Consider the following 21792-nt stretch of genomic DNA (forward strand, 5'->3'; position numbering starts at 1 on the left):
TATGAGTAAGTTGACTTACATTCGTTGTGGAGATTATGATATACCCAACCTAAAACTTTCTGAACAGCCGGAAACTTCTATCGGCAAGTACGGCAGAATGCGAAAATCCTACCTAAAGGAACATCGCCCCATTCTCTATAACCATCTGCTGATGAGCGAGAAGCTGTATCCACACCTGTTAGAGATTGAGCGGACAGCACAGGGGCGTGTGGAAACCATGTTGCCCCGCATGATGGAGGCGGCGGACGTCATTGAGGAACTGAAAGCCCGTGACCCCATGCGCTGGGTGGGCCTGATGAACACGCTGAAAGCGCAGGCGGAGGAAATTGTGCTGACAGAGCTGATTTATCAATAATTTTGCAAGCGGAGGCTGCTACTTGCGGCCTCTGTTTGTTTTGCAATTCCGCCACATCTTTTCCTTGAACTTTTATCCTAAATGAAATATAAAGAATATGTCGTCAGAGGTTGACGAGAGCAAAAAAACAATTTAACATATAATTAGTTACCGCTAACCAAAAAGGAGGAAGATATGAGTGAAAGAGTTACATGGAACAGAATGGTACGGTGAATATGCTACGCTAACTGATGAACATGATGATTATGTTCAAATCGAATATAAATGTAATGGAACAGGTCGTCTCTATGACTACACTCTTTTCCCTGGTATTGACTTAATTTTTATGGATTTTAACTGCTCAGATACATTCCATGAGCCTATTCCTAATAAGAATATCATCGAAATCCGTCATTACCAAAAAGGACGCGTTGAGTTTGAGCTAAGAAATAATAAAGTTTTCCACATGAAAGAGGGAGAATTTTGCATCAATGCCCTTGCTAATATTCCTGCGGCCTATTCCTTTCCCTTTGGATATAGTGTAGGACTAAGCTGTGTGATTGATAAGGATTCTGTCGATGTGGAAACACAACAGATTTTTTCGTACTACAACATTGATGTTCTAAATCTCGGACGAGAATTGGAATTAGAAAAAAAGTGGTTTTTATGTCGGACACCACAGCGGTTGTTACATATCTTTGAAGAATTGTATGCTGCAAAAGGTGTTGAAGAGCGAGATTATTTCCGTATCAAATTATTGGAACTATTTTACCATATCAAACAGCTGCGGATTGAAGATCAGTATGAGGCAACGTATTATGCCAAAGAACAAATTGAAATCATCAAACGCATCCGCCAACAGCTCATAGAAAACCTCGACAAAAAAATATCCATAGAAGAACTTTTGCGAAAGGAGCCAATGAGCAAGGTCACATTTCAAGCTATTTTCAAACAGATTTATGGCGATACGCCCTATGCACATATCAAAAAGTATAAAATGAATCTTGCGGCTGTTTATTTGCAGAAAACAGATCAATCAATCACGCAAATAGCCGGTGAACTTGGATATTCAAATATTAGTAAATTTGCGCGAGCCTTTCAAGAAGTGTTTGGAATGCTTCCAAAGGATTACCGTAAAGCAAAAAAGTGATTTAACTTTTGGGCTGTTTTCTTGATTTACTTTTCCCTTTGGAGTAGTTAGAGACTGCAAACCGGTGTAAAATGACAGTGTAGTTAGTTATTGCTAACTACACTGTCATTTTATTTTAAGGAGGTTTCAAAAATGGAACAAACGGTAAAGAAAAAAATTGGCGTTCGAGATATTATGACGATTGCCGCAATGATGGTCATCAATTTTGCAATTGCAATGGTGATTGGTATGGTTACATTGCCTTTCCCAGCAGTATATTTATACGGCTCTGCTGGTATTGATGCCTTTATTGGAGCAACATTTTATTTGGTTGCGGCAAATCGCATTAACAAACACGGATTGTTGTTTGCTTGGGCTACGGTTTATGGACTAATCCAAGGTGTTATGGGTTATATGTTCTTGGTTCCCTATTTCTTGATTGTAGCCCTCATTGCCGAGTTATGCATGGTTGGCAAGAATACATACCGAAGTGCAGTTCGCAACCGAATTGGCTGGATGGTCAACTCAATCGGAAATTTTGTAGGCTGTGCCGTACCGCTGTGGTGGTCTTGGGACAGCTATCAGGAAATGGCAGCAAGTAGTGGCTTTGATGCAAATACTTTGAATATGCAGTTTTCTATGGTAACTTCTCCAGCACTGATGCTTCTGGGTGTTGTCATTACTGCGGTTCTTGCAATTCTCGGTACATTGTTCGGCCAGCGCCTGCTCAGAAAGCATTTCCAAAAAGCTGGCATTGTAGGATGATGGCCGGAGAAAAAAAGCAAAGGCGGATTGACCAGATTGACGGGCGCACAGTTCTTCTCCTGACACTGTGCGCCTGCCTTGTGACTTTCTTGACGACAAGCTTTTTGGGGACATGGGATTTTTACCTTTTGCATTTTTTTAATTCTGTGCTGGTTTGGCTTATATAAACAGGCTCTGGGATGCTTTGTGGTCTATCTGGTGGCGATTGTATGGCTGATGATCGAGACAAAGTATCAAATCAGCATCCCCTCTCCGCTGTTACTCAGTATGATTTACAAGCTGTTACTGCCCGCTATGCCAGCCTATCTTCTGGCGAAAATCCCGTCCGGGAAGCTGACAGCCAGCTTGAGGAAAATGCCGATCCCCACCCGTATCATGCTTGTTTTGATCGTCATGCTCCGCTTTGCTCCGACTGTGCTGCATGAATTTGGAGAAGTCAGGGAAGCCATGAAAATCCGTGGCTTCTTAAAATCGGTTGGCAATGTTTTGAGGCATCCAATGGACACATTGGAATACGCCATTGTTCCGATGGTGTTCCGCTCCTTAAAGATCGCGGACGAGTTAGCCGCTTCTGCCATTGTCAGGGGAATTGAAAGCCCCTACAAGAAAGAAAGCTACTATGTCAGCCGGATCGCTGCGCTGGATTACTTTTTGATTGTTGTCAGCGTGGGAGCTGCCGTGTGCTGCTGTCTTTTATAGGAGGAATGGAATGGGAAAAGAAATTATGATCCGTGACCTGACCTTTTCCTATGGCGGGAACGGAAATCAACTGGAACACATATCGTTAGACATTGCCGCTGGGGAGGTCATTGTTATGACCGGCCCATCAGGGAGCGGGAAAAAGCTCTTTGACGAGAGTGATTAACGGCCTGATCCCCTACTTTTACGAGGGGGAATTAAGCGGAGAGGTTTTTGTGGACGGAAAACCGCTGAAAGAGATTCCGTCCTGGGAGCGCGGCAAAATCGCAGGGAATGTATTTCAAGACCCCAGGAGCCAGTTTTTTGCCAATGAGGTAGCTGGTGAGATTGCTTTCGGCTGTGAGAACTATGGGTATTCCCATGAGGAAATTCGGAACCATGTTCACCGGGCAGCGGCAGACATCAAAATTCAGGACATTCTGGATCACAGTCTGCACAGCCTGTCTTATGGGATGCGCCAGAAAGTTGCGATTGCATCGGCAGAGGCGATTGACCCGGAAATCTATGTCATGGATGAACCGTCCGCCAATCTGGATATTGCATCTACCTACCGCTTTGCAGACATTATCCGCGCTTTGAAGCAGCAGGGAAAAACCATCATTATAGCGGAACACCGGCTTTACTATCTGATGGATCTGGCAGACCGCTTCCTGTGTATGCAGAAAGGGAAAATTGTGCGGGAATTTACCGCGCAGCAGATGAAAGCCCTGTCCAATGAGGAAATCCGAGCGCTGGGGCTTCGCACTCCTGACCTGCACCAGATCGAGCAGGCAGAAATCCCGTCTGCGGCAACCAGCGAGGTTGTTCTGGAAGTGAAAAAGCTGAACCACTCTTTTGGTGAGACGATTGTGGCAAAGGATATTGACTTTCAATGCCGCAAGGGAGAAGTGGTAGCCCTGATTGGCCCTAACGGGACGGGCAAAAGCACCATAGGACGAATCCTGGCAGGGCTATTGAAAGAGAAATCCGGCGAAGTCGTTTTGTTCGGAAAGCATTGCAGACCGAAAGGCCGCTTGGGAAAGGTCTGGTACATTCCCCAGGATTTAGACAGCCAGCTTTTCGGTGAGGACTTGCTGGACGAACTGACTACCGGCGCAGAAGTCAACCCGGAGCGGAAACAAGCGGCGGAAGAAATCCTGGAGGCCCTGGAACTGACGCCATTCATCAAACAGCATCCCTCTACGCTGTCAGGAGGGCAAAAGCAGCGACTGGCTCTTGGCGTGGCGCTGATGCACGAAGCGCCGATTATCGTACTGGATGAACCGACAAGCGGGCTGGACGGTACAAATATGCGGAATGTCAGCCGGATGATCCGCAAGCTGGCAAAGATGGGGCGCACCATTATCGTCATTACCCATGACGCGGAGTGTGCGCTTGCCTGCTGTGAGCGGGCAATACGCCTGGAGAACGGCTGCATTACCGATGATTTTCAAATCAGAGGCGCAGAGCTTCTTTTAGACAAAATTGGATATGACAAAAAGGAGGGTTAGAAATGGCACAGCAAAACGAGAAGCAGCCGAAAGCGAAAACCGGACTGGCACGCTGCCTGGAGCTGGCTTCCGGCCATAAAGGGCTGGTGTTCCTGGCAGGGTTTCTGGCGGCGCTGGCTGCGATCTGTTCTTTTGTACCGTACTTATCAATCTACTACATCGTTCGGGAAATCCTGTTTGTTTACCCGGATATGTCGCTCTTGAATGTTTCCACAATCTCGACCTGGGGATGGCTGGCCCTGGCCGGAATTTTGGGGAACATCGTATTTTACTTTTTTGCCCTGTTGTGTTCCCACGTTGCGGCGTTTGGAACGCTTTATGAATTGAAGGTGGCCTTTGCCGACCACATCATGCAGATTCCCCTTGGGTATCATCTGACCTTGGGCAGCGGCAAAATGAGAAAGATCATGGACGAAAACATCGAAAGCGTTGAGAAATTCATCGCTCACCAGCTCCCGGATTTTGTGGCCTCGCTGGTCGCACCGCTTGTTCTGGTCATCATTCTTCTTGGAATTGACTGGCGGTATGGTGTGGTTTGTCTGGTCGGTATTGTTCTGGCCTTTATCGTGCAGTTTGCGGGTTTCAACGGAGAGGCAAAGGAAAAAATGCACCGTTTCCAGACCTCCCAGGAAAACATGAACAGCGCCTCCGTGGAATATGTGCGCGGTATGTCGGAGATCAAAGCATTTAATCAGACCGCCGATTCCTTTAAGCGGTTGAGCAAATCCATTACAGACTATACCTCTTTCGTGCTGGAGTACGCATTGGGCTGGCAGAACTGTATGCCTGCTTTTACCACGATCATCAACAATATTTATCTGCTTTTGATTCCCGTGGGCGTTCTGATTGGGATGCACACCACGGATTTCAGGGAGTATTCGCTGACATTCATTTTCTACCTGATTATTGTCCATGCGATTTCGGGCATCCTGAATAAGATCATGTATATCTCGGAGTCCTTCACGCAGATTGACGGCAGCGTGGAACGTATGGATGAAATCCTGCGTATCCCGACCCTGCCCGAAAAGAGTACGGCGGCAACAATTAAAAACTATGGGATTGCTTTTCAGGATGTCAGCTTTTCCTACGAAGCCGATTCCCAGGTCAAGGCCCTGTCTCATGTTTCCTTCCTTGCGGATCAGGGCAAGGTGACAGCCATTGTCGGCCCTTCCGGTGGCGGCAAGAGTACCATCGCCAGCTTGATCTCCCGGTTTTATGATGTGACGGACGGAAGTATTCAAATCGGCGGCGTTGACATTCGGGACATTCCGCTGGATGCGCTGATGGATAAGGTCAGCTTCGTATTTCAGGATACGTTCCTGTTCAAACAGAGCATCCTGGATAACATCCGCATGGGAAATTCAGATGCTACGGAGGAACAGGTGATTGCGGCGGCAAAGGCGGCAAGATGCCACGAATTTATCGAGCAACTTCCAAACGGTTATCAGACTGTGATTGGAAGCACCGGCATTCATCTCTCAGGTGGTGAACGCCAACGGATTGCCATTGCAAGGGCTATCGTAAAGGATGCCCCTATCATCGTACTGGACGAAGCAACCGCATTCAGCGACCCGGAAAATGAGTACCTGATTCAAAAAGCCTTTGAAAAGCTAATCCAGAATAAAACGGTTGTAATGATTGCCCATCGTCTGTCTACGATTCGCAACGCTGGCCAGATCCTTGTCATGGAAAAAGGACACCTGATTGAATCTGGCACCCATGACGAGTTGCTGAAGAAGGGTGGAAAATACGCGCAGATGTGGAGCAGCTATACGGAGTCGATCAACTGGAAAATCAGTACGGGAAAGGCGGTGTGATCTATGAGTAAGCTGAAAGAAAAGTTAATGCTGTCGGAGAAAGGCTACTCCGACCTAAAAAAAGCAATTACAGCCTGCACAATAACCAATATTGTGCTGCTGCTTCCTTCAATGGTGGCCTGCCTACTCTTTTGGGAACTGCTGAAACCGTTCACCGGAGAGGCAATTTCATGGGACGCACTGTGGAAGCTGCTGGGACTGGGGGTGGTTGCGGCTATTCTGGTATTCCTGGCTGCAAAAAATGATTATAGAAAAACCTACATTGCTTCTTATAAAGAGGCCAGCACGACCAGACTTCGGATCGCAGAACATCTTCGCAAGCTCCCAATGAGCTTCTTTAACACAAAAGATTTATCTGATATTACCACAAACATGATGGCGGATTGCAGCAGCATGGAATCCATGCTCAGCAGTACCATTCCGCCGCTGATCGCAAATATTATCTCTGTCACCCTGATCTGTATTTGTCTGGCATTTTTTGACTGGAGAATGGCCCTTGCGATTTTCTGCACGATGCCGATCACATTTCTTATCATCTTGGGCGGGCGCAAGCTGCAACTTCATCTGTTTGACAAACAGGTGGATGTGAAACTGGAGGCGTCCAGCCAGATTCAGGAATACCTGGAAGGTATTAAGATCATCAAATCTTGTGGTCTTGGCGGTTCCCGCTTTGATGCGTTGGATAAAGCACTCCAAGACATGAGAAAAATCGCCATCAGGGTGGAACTGGCCTCTGGTATTCTGGTTCAGGGAGCCAGCCTGGTTCTGCAAGCAGGTCTTGGTATCACCATTTTTATCGGGACGGTACTGATAACTGGCGGTCAAATTGAACTGCTTCCTTTGCTGGTGCTGTTCATGTTCTCCACGCAGATTTACGGCCCAATCCTTGCCATTCTCTCACAGTTGACCTCTCTGTTTCATTTGGGGACTGTCACCAACCGTATGCGTACCCTGCTGACCACGCCAGCTATGGAGGGGGAGGATAAGGATGTATCCAAGTATGACATTGAACTGAAAAATGTCACTTTCGGATATAACCAGGACGATGTTATCAAGGATGTGTCTTTCTCTATTCCTGCTGGCAGCGTAACGGCCTTGGTAGGGCCTTCCGGCAGCGGCAAAAGTACGATTTCCAAACTGATCGCCCGCTTTTGGGATGTGAGAAAAGGCCAGATCACCATCGGCGGTATAGATGTCAGCACCATTGAACCGGAACACCTGATGCGCTGTATGTCCTTTGTATTCCAGGATGTGACCCTGTTCAACGATACTGTTTTTAACAATATCCGTGTAGGCAACATGAACGCTACCGAGGAGCAGGTCATGGCGGCGGCAAAGGCGGCATACTGTGACGAATTTATCCAGAGATTGCCGGATGGTTATCAGACTGTCCTTGGAGAGAACGGCAGCACTCTTTCCGGTGGTGAACGTCAGAGGATTTCCATTGCCCGTGCGCTGCTGAAAGATGCCCCGATCATTCTTCTGGACGAGGCAACCGCATCCCTTGACCCGGAGAACGAGGTTTTGATCCAGCGGGCTATTGCAAAGCTGGTGGAGGGCAAGACGGTCATTATGATTGCTCACCGGCTTCGTACCGTTGTGGATGCCGACCAAATTCTCGTTCTTGATAACGGTAGACTGGTGGAACACGGTACACATGATGAATTGATGAAAAAGAACGGATTGTACCATAAACTGTTCCATATCCAACAGGAGAGTCTTGGTTGGGCTGTGTAAATTGTTTTAGAAGGGAGATGTTCCATGAAACTTCATGCGTCCGGGGAGGACTACCTGGAAACCATCCTTGTTCTCCAAAAGAAACGCGGTATGGTGCGCTCCGTAGATGTGGCCCGGCACATGGAGGTGTCAAAGCCCAGCGTGTGCCATGCAGTGGCTACCTTGCGGGACGGCGGCTTTCTTATGATGGACGAAGATCACTTTCTCCATCTGACCGATGTGGGCCGCGAGGTGGCTGAAAAAATCTATAAGCGTCACTGCTTCTTTACCGAGCAGCTTATCACCGCAGGCGTTGACCCCAAAACTGCGGAGGCCGATGCCTGTCGTATTGAACACATCATCAGCGATGAGAGTTTTGACCGGCTGAAAGAGGCAGCCGAACAAGAGCAAAACTAAAACCGAATAAGCCAAGCGATCCTGCCCCGCAAGACGGGGAAAGAAAAAAAACCGTTGCAGGGCAGGCAGCTTTGTGCGCCCAAAATGGATTTTCCGGGTACTGCGGCGGTTTTGAGTAACATCAAGGCCGCCGTTCCTTATGCCCTCGACAAAGGAGTGACGACTACACGCTGACACGGCGGCTTTAGGAGGGAACCGCCATGAAGCACATTGACCGCCGACAAATTCTGACGATATTTCACTACCGTCAAAAAAAGCCCAGTCAACGAACAGGCCCCGTCTGGTAGCCGGTGCGAAAATTGTCATTCTGTAAGTGAATATTGGAGTTTTTGCGCTCGAATAGCTTTTTGCTGTCCGGGCGCTTTTTTGTCCCTATGGAGCCGGAACATCGGGTCAGCATGGCCCGAACTTTATCCCCGGAGCCGCGCCCCGCCGCCTCATTCAGATTTACCCAAAAAATCTGAATGGAGGAAAGGCAGATGGAAGTTACCATCAATTATAACGGACAAGCTGTGGCTGTGGAGGTCACGCTGGAAGTCTATGAATTTCTTGACCGGGCCGATCATAAAACGGAGAACCTGTTCCATGAACAGCGGCGGCATTGGGATGGCCGGGAGTTTGACGAGTACATCATTACCACCGAGGGTGTAGGGGTCTACGGCGAAACGCCGGAGGAATACCTTTGCCGCATGGAAACGCTGCATGAGCTGATGGCGGTTCTGGACACCTGTACCGAGGTCCAGCGCCGCCGGTTCCTGCTCTATGCGCTTGACGGGCTGAGCCTTGCAGAGATCGGTGTGCTGTGCGGCTGCTCCAAAGTGGCTGTTTATCAAAGTGTGGAGGCGGTCAGAAAAAAATTTATAAATTTCTTTGAGAACAGGCTTAACGAATGACCTGTTTTCTGGCTACCAAGTGAAAGGGATCATTTCCCTTATCTCAGCGAGGGGCGGACAGCGGACGAGCTGCCCGCCTCTCCGATTTTCAGGAGGTAAGCCTATGAAAACAATCAATTTGCGGTGGATGTATCCCCACTACCGGCATGACGAGTTTGTGGATGTTACGGACGAGGTATGGGCAGCGATGTATCAGGCCAAGCGGGAGATGGAGAACTATGAGCGTCGGAAAGTCTACCACCGCGCCTACTACTCTCTGGACGCATACAGCTGGCTGGAAAATTACGCACTGGAACACAGCAGATCGCCGGAAGATATTTTGCTGGAACGAGAAGAAATGACCACCCGCCTATACCTGATAGCAGCTCTTCCGGTGGCTCTGGCTCATGCCACTCCGACACAGGCCCGCCGTGTTCACGCCTACTACATTGCCGGTATCAAGCAGCCGGAAATCGCCCGGAGAGAGGGTATCCATAGCAGTAAGGTCAGCGTTGCCATCCGCCGGGGGCTGCGGAATATGCGCCGCTGCTATGATGGCCTTTTCCAAACAGAGTGAGGGCATGCCTATGCAGACCATCAATCTCAAACAATATTATCCATTTTGCAAAGAGGACATTTTTGTGGAGGTGTCCGATGAGATCGTCGAAGCGTTTCTTCTGGACAAGAGAGCCGAGGCCGCCAGAGATCGCAAGATGTTCCGGTATAAGGCGTTTTATTCCCTCGATTGTAACGATGGAATCGAAAATGCCGCCATCGGCTGGGCGCAGCCATCGCCAGAGGACTACCTGATAGAAAAAGAAGAATTAGCCGAATACGAAGAACTGATACGGCGATTGTATGAAGCCATTTCCTCCCTGCCGCCTATGCAGGCTCGCCGTGTTCACGCCCGCTATATGCTGGGTATGAAAGTGAAAGATATTGCCGCAATGGAGGGTATCACGCCATCACAGGCGGGAAAATCCATCCACGCTGCACTGCGGGGGCTGCGCCGGTACTTTGCGCGTCAGAAATGGACGGTCAATCTATGAGCGTTTCCAAAGAAAAGAGGTGCCTGACATGAACGAAAAAATTACAGCTCACCCCTCAAAAGAAGAACGGGAGAAAGTCCTGAAGGAGATCCGGCAGCTTGAGAACCGTCAGAAGATTTTGGAGAACAAGCAGCGGAACGAAGAACGCAGGGTTCGCACCCGCCGCCTGATTGAGCGCGGAGCAGTTTTGGAGGGGATTTTCCCGCTGGCTCCCGACCTTTCCGGCGCGGAGGTCAAAGCATTTCTGATTGCCCTGTCCCATCTTCCGGGGGCTGCGGAATTGACTGCAAACCTGCCAAAATCCGGGGACACGCCATAAGTCCCTTGTTTACAAGGGCGCACTTATACACCGTTGCCGGTGCTGTGCGCGCGTCGTCGCAAAGTCCGCTCTGTTTCGTTCCCGCCTTGCGGCGAAAACTGCACACGCTCCCTTGCTCCTCCTTTCCCCACAAAAACCGCTCCGCTGGGTTTCTGTGGGGACCCCATATTCGGGCGTTGCGTACTTCGTCCACGATGGGAAGCTACGCTCCCCAAACCCCTTGTGCGCTCTGCGCAGCCAGACACCCGCTTTGCGTTTGTTCGGCTCCACAGAGCCTGTTATCCCCTCACTGAAAGGAGGTGTTCCCCATAGATTTCTGTCATATCCCCGTCAGTATTATCAAGCGCAGCGCAGGCCGTTCTGCCGTTGCCGCAGCTGCTTACCGCAGCGGAACCAAGCTGACAAATGAATGGGACGGCATGACCCACGACTACACCCGGAAAGGCGGCATTGTCCATGCGGAGATCATGCTGCCTGCCCACGCCCCGCCGGAATTTGCAGACCGTTCTATCCTCTGGAACAGCGTGGAGCAAATCGAGAAAGCAAGGGACAGCCAGCTTGCCCGCGAGATCGAAGCAGCCCTGCCCCGTGAACTATCCGGCGAACAACAGCTTGCCCTTGTGCGTGCCTATGTGAAGGACAACTTTGTAGACAAAGGAATGTGCGCCGACTTTGCCATCCATGACAAGGGAACCGGCAACCCTCATGTCCATATCATGCTGACGCTCCGGCCTCTGAAAGAAAATGGACAGTGGGGCGCAAAGTGCCGCAAGGCATACGATCTGGACGAGAACGGACAGCGTATCCCGGGTGGGAAAGGCGGCTGGAAAAATCATCGGGAGGATACGACCGACTGGAACGATAAAGGAAATGTGGAGATTTGGCGGGCGGCATGGGCGGCTTATACCAACCGTGCATTGGAGGCCGCCGGTCAGCCCGCCCTGGTAGACCACCGCAGTTACAAGCGGCAGGGCATTGATAAGATTCCCTCTGTCCATCTGGGGCCAGCCGCCAGCCAAATGGAAAAGCGCGGCATCCGCACCGACAAGGGCGAAGTAAACCGGCAGATCGCCGCCGACAACAAGCTGCTGAAAGAAATCAAAGCCCGCATTACCCGTCTTTATTGCTGGTCGAAAGCCGAAGCGGAAAAACCACAAACACAGCAAAGCAGCTTGACCGCCTTGTGGGAGGCCCAGCAGCAGTTGGACGCTCCCCGCACCCGTACCGGAAAAATCCGGGCTTTGCAGGAAAGCGCTGCACTATTCAGCTTTTTGCAGGCAAACGGCATCCAGTCTATGCAGCAGCTTCATGAAAAAATCGCTGATATGAACAGTCATTACTATGACTTGCGTGGAAAGATCGTCAAGGCCGAGCGCCGGATCACTACCCTTACCGAGCGCGGGGAGATGTGGGAACAGTACAACCAGTACAAGTCCATCCACAAGCAGCTTGCCAAAGTAAAGCCGGAAAAACGGGAACAGTTTGAACAGCGCTACAGCCGGGAACTGATTCTGTATGACGCAGCGGCCCGGTATCTGAAAGAACTGAAAGACAGCGGCGAGGCAATCACCCCAAAGGCATGGCAGCGGGAAATCGACCAGCTGGCCGCTGGAAAGCAGACGGACACGCTTGCCATGAAATCCATGCGGAAGGATTTGAAAGCAGTGGAACGGCTCCGCAAAACCGCCGAGCAGCTGTCCAGACAGGAACGGGACAAGTCTCACGACCGGGAGCCGGAGCGGTAAGGGCTACCGCGTTTCACGACATGCTTTTGCACACAGAAAAACCGCCGTACAGGTTTCCCCATACGGCGGCAGACTGTTTATTTGCCGAACAAGTCGCTGTGTGTGCCGGTGCGGGCCAGCGTCAGCACCAGAACATCATCTTCTATGCGGTAGACAAGCAGCCAGTCCGGGAGAATGTGACATTCCCGATGGCCTGCCCAATCGCCGGACAGGTCATGGTCACGGTTCTTATCCGGCAGCGGTTCGCCCATTGCCAGCAACGCTACGACCTGCTCCAGCACCTCGATCTTCAAGCCACGCTTGATGGCTCGTTTGTAGTCTTTTTTGAAACTGGTCGTGTACTTGACGGTATATTTGGTTTCTTTCATCTTTTCAGGTCAGCAAACAACTCGTCAAGGTCATTGTAGCCCTTTACAGACGGGTCTTTTGCAATCCTTTCCGCTTCCAGCATGGCAGCAACCGTTTCTTTGTTCGGCTGTTCCAGCCTTACTTCAAAGGGAATGCCGCCTTCACGAAGCGACTGGCGCACAAAGATGTTAAACGCCGTAGTCAGGTTCATGCCAAGTTCAGTAAACAGTGCGTCCGCCTGCGCTTTCAAATCTGCGTCCATGCGGATACTGATGTTTGTGGTATTTCCAGCCATACGATCAACCCCTTTCTGCTGGCAATTATAGTATATGCCATTTGCACGAAAAAAACAATACTTTGCACGAATATTTAACAATAAATTCATTCAAGGAGGTTACCGGCTTTATGAAAGAAATCATTTATGAAGAACAACAAGACTGAACCTATCCCTGTCATGGATTACCGCCAGTATCGCAGAGCGCGGAGGCTGGTGCATGAGTGCTGTAACTACATCGACGGAAACTGTATCGCCCTGGACGATGGGGAGGAATGTGTCTGTGTCCAGTCTATTTCCTACTCCCTGTTGTGCAGGTGGTTTCGGGCGGCGGTATTACCGCAGGATAAGGAACTGGAAACGGCGCTGTTCCACCGGCTGAATGCGAAGAAATGCTCCGTATGTAGGGCGCTGTTTACCCCCGGTTCCAACCGGGCCAAATACTGCCCGGAATGTGCCGCACGCATGAAGCGGATCAACGCCGCAAAGCGCAAGCGGAAACAACGGGAGAAATGTCACGCTTTAGGGGCTGAAAAACCCTTGTAAATCAAGGATTTTTTCGAGGGTGTCAAAGGCAGGCTGATAGATTTATCCTCTGACCCCTAAAACGGCCTTAAAATGCGTACAGAATCCCAAGAGAAACCCCAAGGAGGAACCCTATGTCAGACAACCGAAAATATTATTACCTGAAACTCAAAGAAAACTATTTTGATGATGATTCCATCGTGCTGCTGGAAAGTATGCAGGACGGTGTGCTGTATTCCAACATTCTGCTCAAACTGTATCTGAAATCGCTGAAACACGGCGGGCGGCTCCAGCTTGACGAGAATATCCCCTACACGGCGCAGATGATCGCCACCATCACCCGCCAGCAGATCGGCACTGTGGAGAGGGCCTTGCAAATCTTCCTGAAGCTGGGCCTTGTGGAAGTGCTGGACAGCGGCACATTCTACATGAGCAACATCGAACTTTTAATTGGCCAGTCCTCTACCGAGGCTGAGCGAAAGCGGGCTGCGAGGCTCCAAAATAAGGCGCTTTCCGCGCCCCGGACAAACGGCGGACATTTGTCCGACATTCGTCCACCAGAGATAGAGATAGAGAAAGAGATAGAGATAAAGAGAGAGATAGAGAAGGAACGCTCCGCCCACACCTATGGCCGTTACCAGAATGTTTTCCTGACGGATGAAGAACTGGCAGACTTGCAGGCCAGCTTTCCTGCTGTATGGGAACAGTACATCGAAAAACTGTCCGAGTACATGGCTTCTACCGGCAAGCGTTATCAGAGCCATGTAGCGACCATCCGGCGCTGGGCCGGTGAGGACGCGAAGAAAGCAGCCCCGCCCACCCGCAACCGGGATTACAGCGTAAAGGAGGATGAAACCGTATGACCCCGATTACCGCAGAAATCCGGGCGCTGATCGACAAGGCAGCCGCCGGTGTGGAACTGGCCGGGGACGAGTACATAGACCCGGCAGACGGCCTCATTCACTGTAAGAAGTGCGGCGGCCAGAGGCAGACCGTTGTGCCATGCTTTGGAAAACCAGGCTACTTCATGCCCCGCTGTATCTGCCAGTGCCAGCGGGAGGCTGAGGAGCAGCGCAAGGCCGCCGAGGAACGGCAGCGCCGCATGGAGCGTATCAAATGCCGAAAGGCACAGGGTTTGCAAGACCGTTATCTGTACGACTACACATTTTCCAATGACAACGGCCAAAATCCCCTGATGGACAAGGCCCGCGCCTATGTGGAGAACTGGAAGGAGGCATATAAAAACAACACCGGCCTGCTGTTGTTCGGGGATGTGGGAACCGGCAAGTCTTTTTTCGCCGGATGTATTGCCAATGCCTTACTTGACCAGGATGTGCCTGTGCTGATGACGAACTTCCCCACCATCCTGAACCGCCTGACCGGGATGTTTTCCGAGGACAAGGCCGACTTTATCGCCAGCTTTGACGAGTACGACCTGCTTATCATTGACGATCTGGGTGTAGAGCGCAGTACCGAATATGCTATGGAGCAGATGTTTTTCGTCATCGACAGCCGCTATCGCAGCCGCAGGCCCATGATTATCACAACAAACTTGAAACTGTCCGAGCTGAAAAACCCGCCTGATCTGGCCCACGCCCGTATCTATGACCGTATTTTGGAACGGTGTGCGCCGATCCTCTTTGACGGGAAGAATTTCCGGGAAGAAAATGCCGGTGCTACCCGACAGGCAGCAAAAGACATTGTAAACAGTAAGCACGACTGATTTTTTACCGGGCGGCACAGACCCGTTCGGAGAAAGGAGCGCCATGAACAAAGAACCCCGTACTATGCAGGCGGCAGACGCCGCTACTGTGTCCAGAGCGCCGGAAAACACGCCAGCGATGGTAAAGAAAATCGGCAAGACAACCTACAAGGTTCATGTCCATTTCAGCAATACCAGCACAGAAACCATGAGCGATAAAATCAAGCGTATGCTCAAAAATGAAATTCAGCAAATGTGACAGACTGATAAACGAAGCCGCCTTGTGCTAAACTGATGATGGTACGCACCAAAATTTTTGTCAAGGAGGACACGAAAATGCTTTACACAGAAAAAAGAGAAAACTGAAATCGAGCGCGTCCGCAAAGTGTTCGAGAAACACATCCAACAAATGACCGCTTATGATTTGGTTTGGTCGGACAAGGTCGGCTATGTGTGGCTGGCAATATCTATCGACCCAGTCTATATTGATACCGGCAACTGGATAGAGTCCGCTGCTGGCCTTTGTTATGAGTGCTTGAATGATATAGCACTGGATGTTTTTGGAATGACCGGAAACGACCATGACTTCGAGGACGCCGATCCGCTGGAACTGGCCGAGATTAAGCGGCGCTGGAAACCCTATATCGGCCAACTGCCGAAATATGCGTACCTTTGCGACGAACTGTTAAGCAGGAGCAAATAACCCATCCGCAAAAGTGTCAGGAGCTAAAATCTGCTTCTGGCACTTTTTTTTTGTGGCTTTTTTGTGAATTTGATGAAAAAGTCCTTGACAATTTGTCTCTGGATATGCGGATCAGTGATTCCTGGAACCTGACGGCATTGTATGCAGATGATCTGAAAATCCGGGATAAGGTGTCCATTGACCTGTGGCAGCAGCTGATGGCGGAGGAAGATGCCTACGGAACAGAGGCGGCTTTTGGTGCCAACATGGAGTATGTGGAGGTGCTGCGGGACGGGGATCACCTGGGTCTGTATGGCCTGTTTGATGACATGGCGCCGGAATTGCTGAATCTGACCAATACGGCGGACTTCTGGATTTTTCTGCAGTCCATCGGTGGTGTGGATAATGCTGTCAAAAATATGTACTATGCGGCCCGCTTTGAGAACGGTGCGTACCGGCTTTATTTTGTGCCCTGGGACATGGATATGAGCTGGGCAGATGGAGACTTTTGCCAGAGAACGGATGCAGGCACTGGATGAATATATCAAAGAACTGTAAAATTGTGGACGGATAATGAGGCAGATGTTCAATAAAATACATATGAAAATAAAATTGTTCATTGATGAAGGGCGGTCAGTTTCTTATAATATAGGATGTCAGGATTGCGGGGGCAATCCGCAGGTATGCGAATATTCAGACTTACGATGATAAGATAACGAATGATAGGACAAGATCAATGACAGACAGACGGAAACGGAGATGGCTGTTTGCGGCAAGTCTGCTGCTTTTGCTTGCACTGACTGCGCTGGCACTGCGAAGACAGCCGAAGATTTACAGCAATGAGGCCCGGGTACTGGACGCGGAGGCGATCAGCGGGCTTTTGGATACCCGGCAGGAAGCCGGAACTGAAGACGATGAAAAATCAGGGGAGCTTTATCGGAAAGAAGAGAAGCTCCCTTATTGTGCGTATGAGAGAACCTTTTATGTGCCGGTGCTTTCCGGGAAAATGCCCCGGGCAGCAGATTTTCAGGTAGAATCCACGGGCAGGGAGCAGCAGGTGGTATTTGCGGATTTTCCGGCGGATGAAGAAGCGCTGGTCCGGGCGGTGAAGGCAGGGGAAGGCTTTTCTCTCTACATTTACGATGATGAGGTATTTCGGAAATATCAGGTGGTATTTACCGGAACGCCGGTGCTGGACATTACGTTTTCTGACGAGACGGACGGGGAGTATACCATTGTCCATATCGACATGCACAGCGGGCCGAAGGACAATGGAAAAGTGGTATCCTCCGAGGCAAAAATGCGGGTGCGGGGCGGTGTCAGCCGGAATTATCCGAAACTGGGCTTCAAGCTGAAACTGTTTGAAGAGGACGCCCAGGGCAACCGGCAGAAGCGCAACGCCAGTCTTCTGGGGCTGCGCAGGGACAGTAAATGGAATCTGGCAGCGCTTTATGCGGATGATACGAAGATCCGGGATAAGGTGGCCATTGATCTGTGGGCGGATATGTCTGCAGATACCATTCCGTTTTCTGAGACGTTCGGTACCCGGATGGAATATGTGGAAGTTATTATGAATGGGGAATATATGGGACTGTACGGTCTGATGGAGCCCATTGACGAGAAACAGCTGGGCATTACAGACGGCGGTTCCCAGGGGCTTCATGAGTATTATTATAAAAAGGAAGGAGAGGATATCGGTCAGGACAGTGATTTTGTATTCCCGTCCGTGGACGAGCGGGTACCGGAGAAGGAAGAAGGCCTGCCGGACATGATCCTGGCCGGACTGGAGCTGAAAAACGGCAACGGACATGCGGCACAGAATGCCTGGGCGCCCATCCGGGAATATATGAGGATGGTTCGGGAGGAGACGTTTGCCGAGGATGCCGGGACTCTTCTTGACCTGGAAAATGTGGCGGACGTGTGGATCTACATCCAGGCTATCATGGGTGTGGATAACCGGGCGAAAAATCTGTATTATTGTGCGAAAGTGGTGGATGGCGCCTATAAGATCTATTTTGTTCCCTGGGATATGGATATGACCTGGGGGAATGAGACGGATGAGACGTCACCGACGCTGCAGAGCTATTACACATATCCGGTGGACAAGATCCTGAGCTGGAGCCCGGGCACACAGCTCATTGAAAGAAATGTGGGAAATATCCGGCAGATCATCAAGGAACGCTGGGAAGAACTGTACGATGGCGGTGTGCTCTCGCCGGAAGTGCTTACCGGACAGATGAAGCAGCAGAGCAGCTATCTTCTGGACAGCGGCGCCTTCGCAAGAGATGCTGAGTGTTGGGAGGACAGTCCCCATACCGATGATTTTACCCGGATTACCGATTATGCAGAAAAGCGGCTGCAGGTGCTGGACGAATACATCCGAGGGTTGTAGAATCCATCCGAGACAGTTCAGACGCGCCGTTCGCAGAACCGCGCCTGACGGCACTCTCCGCTGCTTCGCAGCTCATTTCTGCTCATACGTGGCGCTCATCTCATCCTTTTATACAGACATCTTTTCGTGCAAGCCCGAAAGCTGTCCGCATAAAGGATGGCTGAACTGTTAGGTTGGCATTGACACTCTTTTTCTTTCTATGGTATTCTGTCAATACGAGGAACACTTTGCTGTGGCAGAGTGATAGTATACTAGTAAAGCAAAGAGGAGGAACTTGTATTATGAAAAAGAAATTGGCAGTTGCACTGGCAGCGGCAATGGTAGCGGGCATGACCGGGTGCGGATCCGGTGACAATGCAGCATCTACGACAGACGGTTCACCGGAGGCTACAGTGAAAGAGTCTGAGGAAGCAGCAGAGGACGCAGCAGGGGATACGGCGGATGCAGCTGCATCCACAGAGGGAGAGCGCACCACGTTTACAGTAGGGTTTGATGCAGAATATCCGCCTTACGGATATATGGATGAGAACGGAGAGTACACAGGATTTGACCTGGAGCTGGCACAGGCAGTCTGCGACCTGAAGGGCTGGGAGCTGGTGAAGACACCGATCAACTGGGATTCCAAGGATATGGAGCTGAATTCCGGATCGATCGACTGTATCTGGAACGGATTTACGATTGACGGAAGAGAAGATGACTATACCTGGTCTGAGCCTTATATCAACAACAGCCAGGTGATCGTAACCGCTGAGGATTCCGGCATCAATGCCCTGTCTGATCTGGCAGGCAAGATCGTCGGTGTACAGGCTGCTTCCGCAGCACTGGACGTGCTCAACAGTGATGATCACAAGGATCTGACTGCATCTTTCGGACAGCTGCAGGAGTTTGGTGATTACAATAACGCATTTGTAGAGCTGAAGGCAGGTGCCATCGATGCCATTGCCATGGATATCGGTGTGGCACAGTATCAGCTGACATCCAGAGGAGAGGGCTTCAAGATGCTGGATGAGTACCTGAACAGCGAGCAGTACGGTATCGGCTTCAAGAAGGGCAACACCGAACTGCGTGATGAGGTGCAGGAGGCTCTGGACGAGCTGGTTGGCGATGGTACTTTCACCGCACTGGCTGAGAAATATGAGCTGACAGACTATACAACTCTGGATAAATAATTTGGCCCGCAGACTGTAGAAGAATTGCTTTTGTGAGGGTGCTTTCTGCCGGGAAAGGTTCTGGCCTTTCCCGGCAGGACACCCTCGCATTTTGCTGTTCTGTCACCCGGCTGCTTTATGGCCGGAGAAAATATCGGTTGATGTTTTTTCCGGCGATGCGGCAGCACAAATGATGAAAATGCCGTAAGAACGGAGGAAATGCCATGACCCTGAATACGATGCTGGTGCAGCTTTCCACAGGAATGATGAAATCTGTGGGGATTTTTTGCTGGACGCTGATTTTTTCCCTTCCGCTGGGACTGCTTGTCTCCTTTGGACGGATGTCAAAAAATCCGGTGATCCGGTTCCTGTTTAAAATCTATATTTCCATCATGAGAGGAACGCCGCTGATGCTGCAGCTGCTGGTGGTGTTCTATGGACCGTATTATCTGTTTGGCATGTCCATCGGCGGTGCCTATCGGTATATTGCCATTCTCATCGGCTTTTCTGTCAACTATGCGGCTTATTTTGCAGAGATCTACCGCTCCGGTATCGAATCCATGCCGGCGGGGCAGGTATGAGGCGGCCCGGATTCTCGGCTACAATAAGGTACAGACCTTCGGCAAGATCATCCTGCCTCAGGTCATCAAGCGGATCCTTCCGGCGGTCACCAACGAGGTGATCACGCTGGTCAAGGACACGTCCCTGGCCTTTGCACTGGTTTACATGGAGATGTTTTCCATCGCCAAGCAGATCGCTGCAGCCGAGACAACCATGATGCCGTTCGCCATTGCCGGTATTTTCTACTATGTTTTCAACCTTCTCGTTGCCACCATCATGGAGTGGCTGGAGAAGAAGCTCAGCTATTACCGTTAGGAGGGATGGACAATGAAACTTCTGGAAATGAATCATATCAGAAAATCCTTCGGAGACACGGAAGTCTTAAAGGACATTTCTTTTTCTGTGGAAGAGGGCGAGGTCATCTCCATCATTGGGCCTTCCGGTTCGGGGAAATCCACGCTGCTGCGGTGCGCCACCCTGCTGGAGCAGATGGACGGCGGCGAACTGATCTATCTGGGAGAAAAGGCAGCCTGGAACGATGCCAATGGACACAGTGTTTATGCAAAACAGGGAGATCTGAAAAAAATCCAGCAGTATTTCAGTCTGGTGTTCCAGAACTTTAATCTGTTTCCCCACTATTCGGTGCTGAAAAACATCATGGATGCACCGATCTGTGTGCAGAAACGGAATAAGGATGAGGTGCAGAAAGAGGCGGAAGCCCTTCTGGCGAAAATGGGACTGGAGCACAGGGGAACTGCATATCCCTGTGAACTCTCCGGCGGACAGCAGCAGCGGGTATCCATTGCCCGGGCGCTGGCCATGAAGCCGAAGATCCTGTTTTTCGATGAGCCCACATCTGCGCTGGATCCGGAACTGACACTGGAGATCCTCAAAGTCATCCGGGAACTGGCGAAGGAGAAGATGACCATGGTCATCGTCACCCACGAGATGAATTTTGCCAGAGAGGTATCCAACCGGATGATTTTCATGGACAAGGGTGTGATCGTAGAGGAGACTACACCGGAAGAGATGTTCAAGTCCACCAACGAGCGGACGAGAGAATTCCTGGGGAGATATCATGAGCTGGGATAAAGCGCTTTTATAGTTTCGTAGAAAAGTCCCGAAAGAAGGCATAATTATAGCACTCTTCGGGGCGGTCCAATAAAACAGTATAATAATGTTTTCGGGAAGGCGGCATGAGTAATCATGCCGCTTTTCCGTTCATAACGTCATAGAGTAAATTGGCGGGGAGTATGCCGATATAGTTGTAGCTGATGGTCACATCTTGCACTCGGTGTCCGCTGGACTTGTCCGGTGCATGAACATATACGGCGTTGACCATATCGTTCAGAATAGTGGGTGTCAGTTTCTCCGAGCCTGTGAAACTTTTTCTACTTCGTACCACCGTATTTCCCCCTCTACCCATACTACAATCCGAACAGGGCGTTTTGGCCAGTTTTGGAGGACTTTTTCAAAAAATGTCGCTCCTATCCGTAACTTTTCGCTGCCCACTTCACCAGACGCCTTGTGTTTCTTCGGATATTCGTATATAATGTATCGTGTTGAGTATTATCCATGCGGAGGTGCGGTATGAACGGGATCAAGGGCTATATCTCCATTCGGGAGGCGTCCTACCGTTGGGGCGTGTCAGAGCGGCGGGTCAACCAATATTGCGCCGAGGGGCGGATCCCCGGTGCGTCCCGGTTCGGGCGATCATGGGCGATCCCGGAAAACGCGGAAAAGCCGTCCGACCCGCGCTTTCAGGAACAGCGCCGCGATCCCGGCAGGACAAGCACCTGACGGATACC

General features: G+C 50.5%; 24 protein-coding genes and 3 pseudogenes. 24 read left to right on the forward strand and 3 right to left on the reverse strand.

The window, feature by feature from the left end; all coding sequences use genetic code 11:
• Window position 1 precedes the first annotated feature (1 nt).
• The 13 genes and pseudogenes from RJD28_05780 to mobQ all read left to right on the forward strand — a co-directional run bounded on the left by RJD28_05780 (window position 2) and on the right by mobQ (window position 12352).
• A complete protein-coding gene (locus RJD28_05780) occupies window positions 2-355 on the forward strand; it encodes a TnpV protein (protein ID WNV59004.1) in 354 nt (117 codons plus the stop codon).
• A gap of 178 nt (window positions 356-533) precedes the next feature.
• Complete coding sequence (locus RJD28_05785) at window positions 534-1484, forward strand: AraC family transcriptional regulator (protein WNV59005.1); 951 nt, start codon at window positions 534-536, stop codon at window positions 1482-1484.
• A gap of 132 nt (window positions 1485-1616) precedes the next feature.
• A complete protein-coding gene (locus RJD28_05790) occupies window positions 1617-2228 on the forward strand; it encodes an MptD family putative ECF transporter S component (GenBank protein ID WNV59006.1) in 612 nt (203 codons plus the stop codon).
• Window positions 2225-2927: pseudogene (locus RJD28_05795) on the forward strand (energy-coupling factor transporter transmembrane component T). Before RJD28_05790 ends, RJD28_05795 begins: the two are co-directional and overlap by 4 nt.
• Before the next feature lie 10 nt (window positions 2928-2937).
• Window positions 2938-4417: pseudogene (locus RJD28_05800) on the forward strand (ATP-binding cassette domain-containing protein).
• A 2-nt stretch (window positions 4418-4419) separates the two neighbouring features.
• Complete coding sequence (locus RJD28_05805) at window positions 4420-6234, forward strand: ABC transporter ATP-binding protein (protein ID WNV59007.1); 1815 nt, start codon at window positions 4420-4422, stop codon at window positions 6232-6234.
• Between the two features lie 3 nt (window positions 6235-6237).
• Entirely contained in the window at window positions 6238-7971 is a 1734-nt protein-coding gene (locus tag RJD28_05810) for an ABC transporter ATP-binding protein (protein ID WNV59008.1), read from the forward strand.
• Between the two features lie 24 nt (window positions 7972-7995).
• Complete coding sequence (locus RJD28_05815) at window positions 7996-8367, forward strand: metal-dependent transcriptional regulator (protein WNV59009.1); 372 nt, start codon at window positions 7996-7998, stop codon at window positions 8365-8367.
• 479 nt (window positions 8368-8846) lie between these two features.
• Entirely contained in the window at window positions 8847-9260 is a 414-nt protein-coding gene (locus RJD28_05820) for a sigma factor-like helix-turn-helix DNA-binding protein (GenBank protein ID WNV59010.1), read from the forward strand.
• Between the two features lie 103 nt (window positions 9261-9363).
• Window positions 9364-9816, forward strand: coding sequence for an RNA polymerase subunit sigma-24 (locus RJD28_05825; protein ID WNV59011.1), 453 nt, complete (start codon window positions 9364-9366; stop codon window positions 9814-9816).
• Window positions 9817-9826: 10 nt separating this feature from the next.
• Window positions 9827-10288 (forward strand): sigma factor-like helix-turn-helix DNA-binding protein, encoded by a 462-nt coding sequence (locus RJD28_05830; protein ID WNV59012.1) that lies wholly within the window; start codon window positions 9827-9829, stop codon window positions 10286-10288.
• A 28-nt stretch (window positions 10289-10316) separates the two neighbouring features.
• Window positions 10317-10607, forward strand: coding sequence for a DUF3847 domain-containing protein (locus tag RJD28_05835; GenBank protein WNV59013.1), 291 nt, complete (start codon window positions 10317-10319; stop codon window positions 10605-10607).
• A 299-nt stretch (window positions 10608-10906) separates the two neighbouring features.
• Window positions 10907-12352, forward strand: coding sequence for a MobQ family relaxase (mobQ, locus tag RJD28_05840; GenBank protein ID WNV59014.1), 1446 nt, complete (start codon window positions 10907-10909; stop codon window positions 12350-12352).
• A gap of 77 nt (window positions 12353-12429) precedes the next feature.
• Here the strand turns inward: mobQ and RJD28_05845 are convergent, their stop codons facing one another.
• Both RJD28_05845 and RJD28_05850 read right to left on the reverse strand, forming a co-directional pair.
• A complete protein-coding gene (locus RJD28_05845; protein WNV59015.1) occupies window positions 12430-12720 on the reverse strand; it encodes a type II toxin-antitoxin system YafQ family toxin in 291 nt (96 codons plus the stop codon).
• Window positions 12717-12995 (reverse strand): type II toxin-antitoxin system RelB/DinJ family antitoxin, encoded by a 279-nt coding sequence (locus RJD28_05850; GenBank protein WNV59016.1) that lies wholly within the window; start codon window positions 12993-12995, stop codon window positions 12717-12719. Before RJD28_05850 ends, RJD28_05845 begins: the two co-directional genes overlap by 4 nt.
• Window positions 12996-13121: 126 nt before the next feature.
• On the opposite strand from RJD28_05850, the gene RJD28_05855 reads away from it, so the two are divergent.
• The 10 genes and pseudogenes from RJD28_05855 (at window position 13122) to RJD28_05900 (ending at window position 21076) form a co-directional block, all read left to right on the forward strand.
• On the forward strand, window positions 13122-13520 hold the full coding sequence (locus RJD28_05855; protein ID WNV59017.1) for a cysteine-rich VLP domain-containing protein: 399 nt from the start codon (window positions 13122-13124) through the stop codon (window positions 13518-13520).
• A gap of 113 nt (window positions 13521-13633) precedes the next feature.
• Entirely contained in the window at window positions 13634-14362 is a 729-nt protein-coding gene (locus tag RJD28_05860; GenBank protein WNV59018.1) for a phage replisome organizer N-terminal domain-containing protein, read from the forward strand.
• Window positions 14359-15222, forward strand: a complete 864-nt coding sequence (locus tag RJD28_05865; protein ID WNV59019.1) for an ATP-binding protein — start codon at window positions 14359-14361, stop codon at window positions 15220-15222. Before RJD28_05860 ends, RJD28_05865 begins: the two co-directional genes overlap by 4 nt.
• A 43-nt stretch (window positions 15223-15265) precedes the next feature.
• The gene (locus RJD28_05870) at window positions 15266-15460 is read left to right on the forward strand and encodes a transposon-encoded TnpW family protein (GenBank protein ID WNV59020.1); all 195 of its coding nucleotides are present in this window, start codon (window positions 15266-15268) and stop codon (window positions 15458-15460) included.
• A 150-nt stretch (window positions 15461-15610) separates the two neighbouring features.
• Complete coding sequence (locus RJD28_05875; protein WNV59021.1) at window positions 15611-15904, forward strand: hypothetical protein; 294 nt, start codon at window positions 15611-15613, stop codon at window positions 15902-15904.
• A 50-nt stretch (window positions 15905-15954) separates the two neighbouring features.
• Complete coding sequence (locus RJD28_05880) at window positions 15955-16422, forward strand: CotH kinase family protein (GenBank protein WNV59022.1); 468 nt, start codon at window positions 15955-15957, stop codon at window positions 16420-16422.
• Between the two features lie 197 nt (window positions 16423-16619).
• On the forward strand, window positions 16620-18275 hold the full coding sequence (locus RJD28_05885) for a CotH kinase family protein (GenBank protein ID WNV59023.1): 1656 nt from the start codon (window positions 16620-16622) through the stop codon (window positions 18273-18275).
• Between the two features lie 281 nt (window positions 18276-18556).
• On the forward strand, window positions 18557-19444 hold the full coding sequence (locus RJD28_05890; GenBank protein ID WNV59024.1) for an amino acid ABC transporter substrate-binding protein: 888 nt from the start codon (window positions 18557-18559) through the stop codon (window positions 19442-19444).
• Window positions 19445-19647: 203 nt separating this feature from the next.
• A pseudogene (locus tag RJD28_05895) lies at window positions 19648-20299 on the forward strand (amino acid ABC transporter permease).
• Between the two features lie 12 nt (window positions 20300-20311).
• On the forward strand, window positions 20312-21076 hold the full coding sequence (locus tag RJD28_05900) for an amino acid ABC transporter ATP-binding protein (GenBank protein WNV59025.1): 765 nt from the start codon (window positions 20312-20314) through the stop codon (window positions 21074-21076).
• Between the two features lie 112 nt (window positions 21077-21188).
• Here RJD28_05900 and RJD28_05905 read toward each other — a convergent pair whose 3' ends face one another.
• The gene (locus RJD28_05905; GenBank protein WNV59026.1) at window positions 21189-21389 is read right to left on the reverse strand and encodes a DUF4368 domain-containing protein; all 201 of its coding nucleotides are present in this window, start codon (window positions 21387-21389) and stop codon (window positions 21189-21191) included.
• Between the two features lie 185 nt (window positions 21390-21574).
• On the opposite strand from RJD28_05905, the gene RJD28_05910 reads away from it, so the two are divergent.
• Window positions 21575-21784 carry a DNA-binding protein gene (locus tag RJD28_05910; GenBank protein ID WNV59027.1) on the forward strand — a complete coding sequence of 70 codons (210 nt, stop codon included), beginning with the start codon at window positions 21575-21577 and terminating at the stop codon, window positions 21782-21784.
• The last annotated feature ends 8 nt before the right edge of the window (window positions 21785-21792 follow it).

Source organism: Oscillospiraceae bacterium NTUH-002-81, assembly GCA_032620915.1.
Lineage (GTDB): Bacteria > Bacillota > Clostridia > Lachnospirales > Lachnospiraceae > JAGTTR01.

Coding starts and splice junctions, on each gene's coding strand:
- RJD28_05780 (WNV59004.1), top strand. CDS start 2: ATGAGTAAGTTGACTTACATTCGTTGTGGAGATTATGATATACCCAAC.
- RJD28_05790 (WNV59006.1), top strand. CDS start 1,617: ATGGAACAAACGGTAAAGAAAAAAATTGGCGTTCGAGATATTATGACG.
- RJD28_05805 (WNV59007.1), top strand. CDS start 4,420: ATGGCACAGCAAAACGAGAAGCAGCCGAAAGCGAAAACCGGACTGGCA.
- RJD28_05810 (WNV59008.1), top strand. CDS start 6,238: ATGAGTAAGCTGAAAGAAAAGTTAATGCTGTCGGAGAAAGGCTACTCC.
- RJD28_05815 (WNV59009.1), top strand. CDS start 7,996: ATGAAACTTCATGCGTCCGGGGAGGACTACCTGGAAACCATCCTTGTT.
- RJD28_05820 (WNV59010.1), top strand. CDS start 8,847: ATGGAAGTTACCATCAATTATAACGGACAAGCTGTGGCTGTGGAGGTC.
- RJD28_05825 (WNV59011.1), top strand. CDS start 9,364: ATGAAAACAATCAATTTGCGGTGGATGTATCCCCACTACCGGCATGAC.
- RJD28_05830 (WNV59012.1), top strand. CDS start 9,827: ATGCAGACCATCAATCTCAAACAATATTATCCATTTTGCAAAGAGGAC.
- RJD28_05835 (WNV59013.1), top strand. CDS start 10,317: ATGAACGAAAAAATTACAGCTCACCCCTCAAAAGAAGAACGGGAGAAA.
- RJD28_05845 (WNV59015.1), bottom strand. CDS start 12,720: ATGAAAGAAACCAAATATACCGTCAAGTACACGACCAGTTTCAAAAAA.
- RJD28_05850 (WNV59016.1), bottom strand. CDS start 12,995: ATGGCTGGAAATACCACAAACATCAGTATCCGCATGGACGCAGATTTG.
- RJD28_05855 (WNV59017.1), top strand. CDS start 13,122: ATGAAGAACAACAAGACTGAACCTATCCCTGTCATGGATTACCGCCAG.
- RJD28_05860 (WNV59018.1), top strand. CDS start 13,634: ATGTCAGACAACCGAAAATATTATTACCTGAAACTCAAAGAAAACTAT.
- RJD28_05865 (WNV59019.1), top strand. CDS start 14,359: ATGACCCCGATTACCGCAGAAATCCGGGCGCTGATCGACAAGGCAGCC.
- RJD28_05870 (WNV59020.1), top strand. CDS start 15,266: ATGAACAAAGAACCCCGTACTATGCAGGCGGCAGACGCCGCTACTGTG.
- RJD28_05875 (WNV59021.1), top strand. CDS start 15,611: ATGACCGCTTATGATTTGGTTTGGTCGGACAAGGTCGGCTATGTGTGG.
- RJD28_05885 (WNV59023.1), top strand. CDS start 16,620: ATGACAGACAGACGGAAACGGAGATGGCTGTTTGCGGCAAGTCTGCTG.
- RJD28_05890 (WNV59024.1), top strand. CDS start 18,557: ATGAAAAAGAAATTGGCAGTTGCACTGGCAGCGGCAATGGTAGCGGGC.
- RJD28_05900 (WNV59025.1), top strand. CDS start 20,312: ATGAAACTTCTGGAAATGAATCATATCAGAAAATCCTTCGGAGACACG.
- RJD28_05910 (WNV59027.1), top strand. CDS start 21,575: ATGAACGGGATCAAGGGCTATATCTCCATTCGGGAGGCGTCCTACCGT.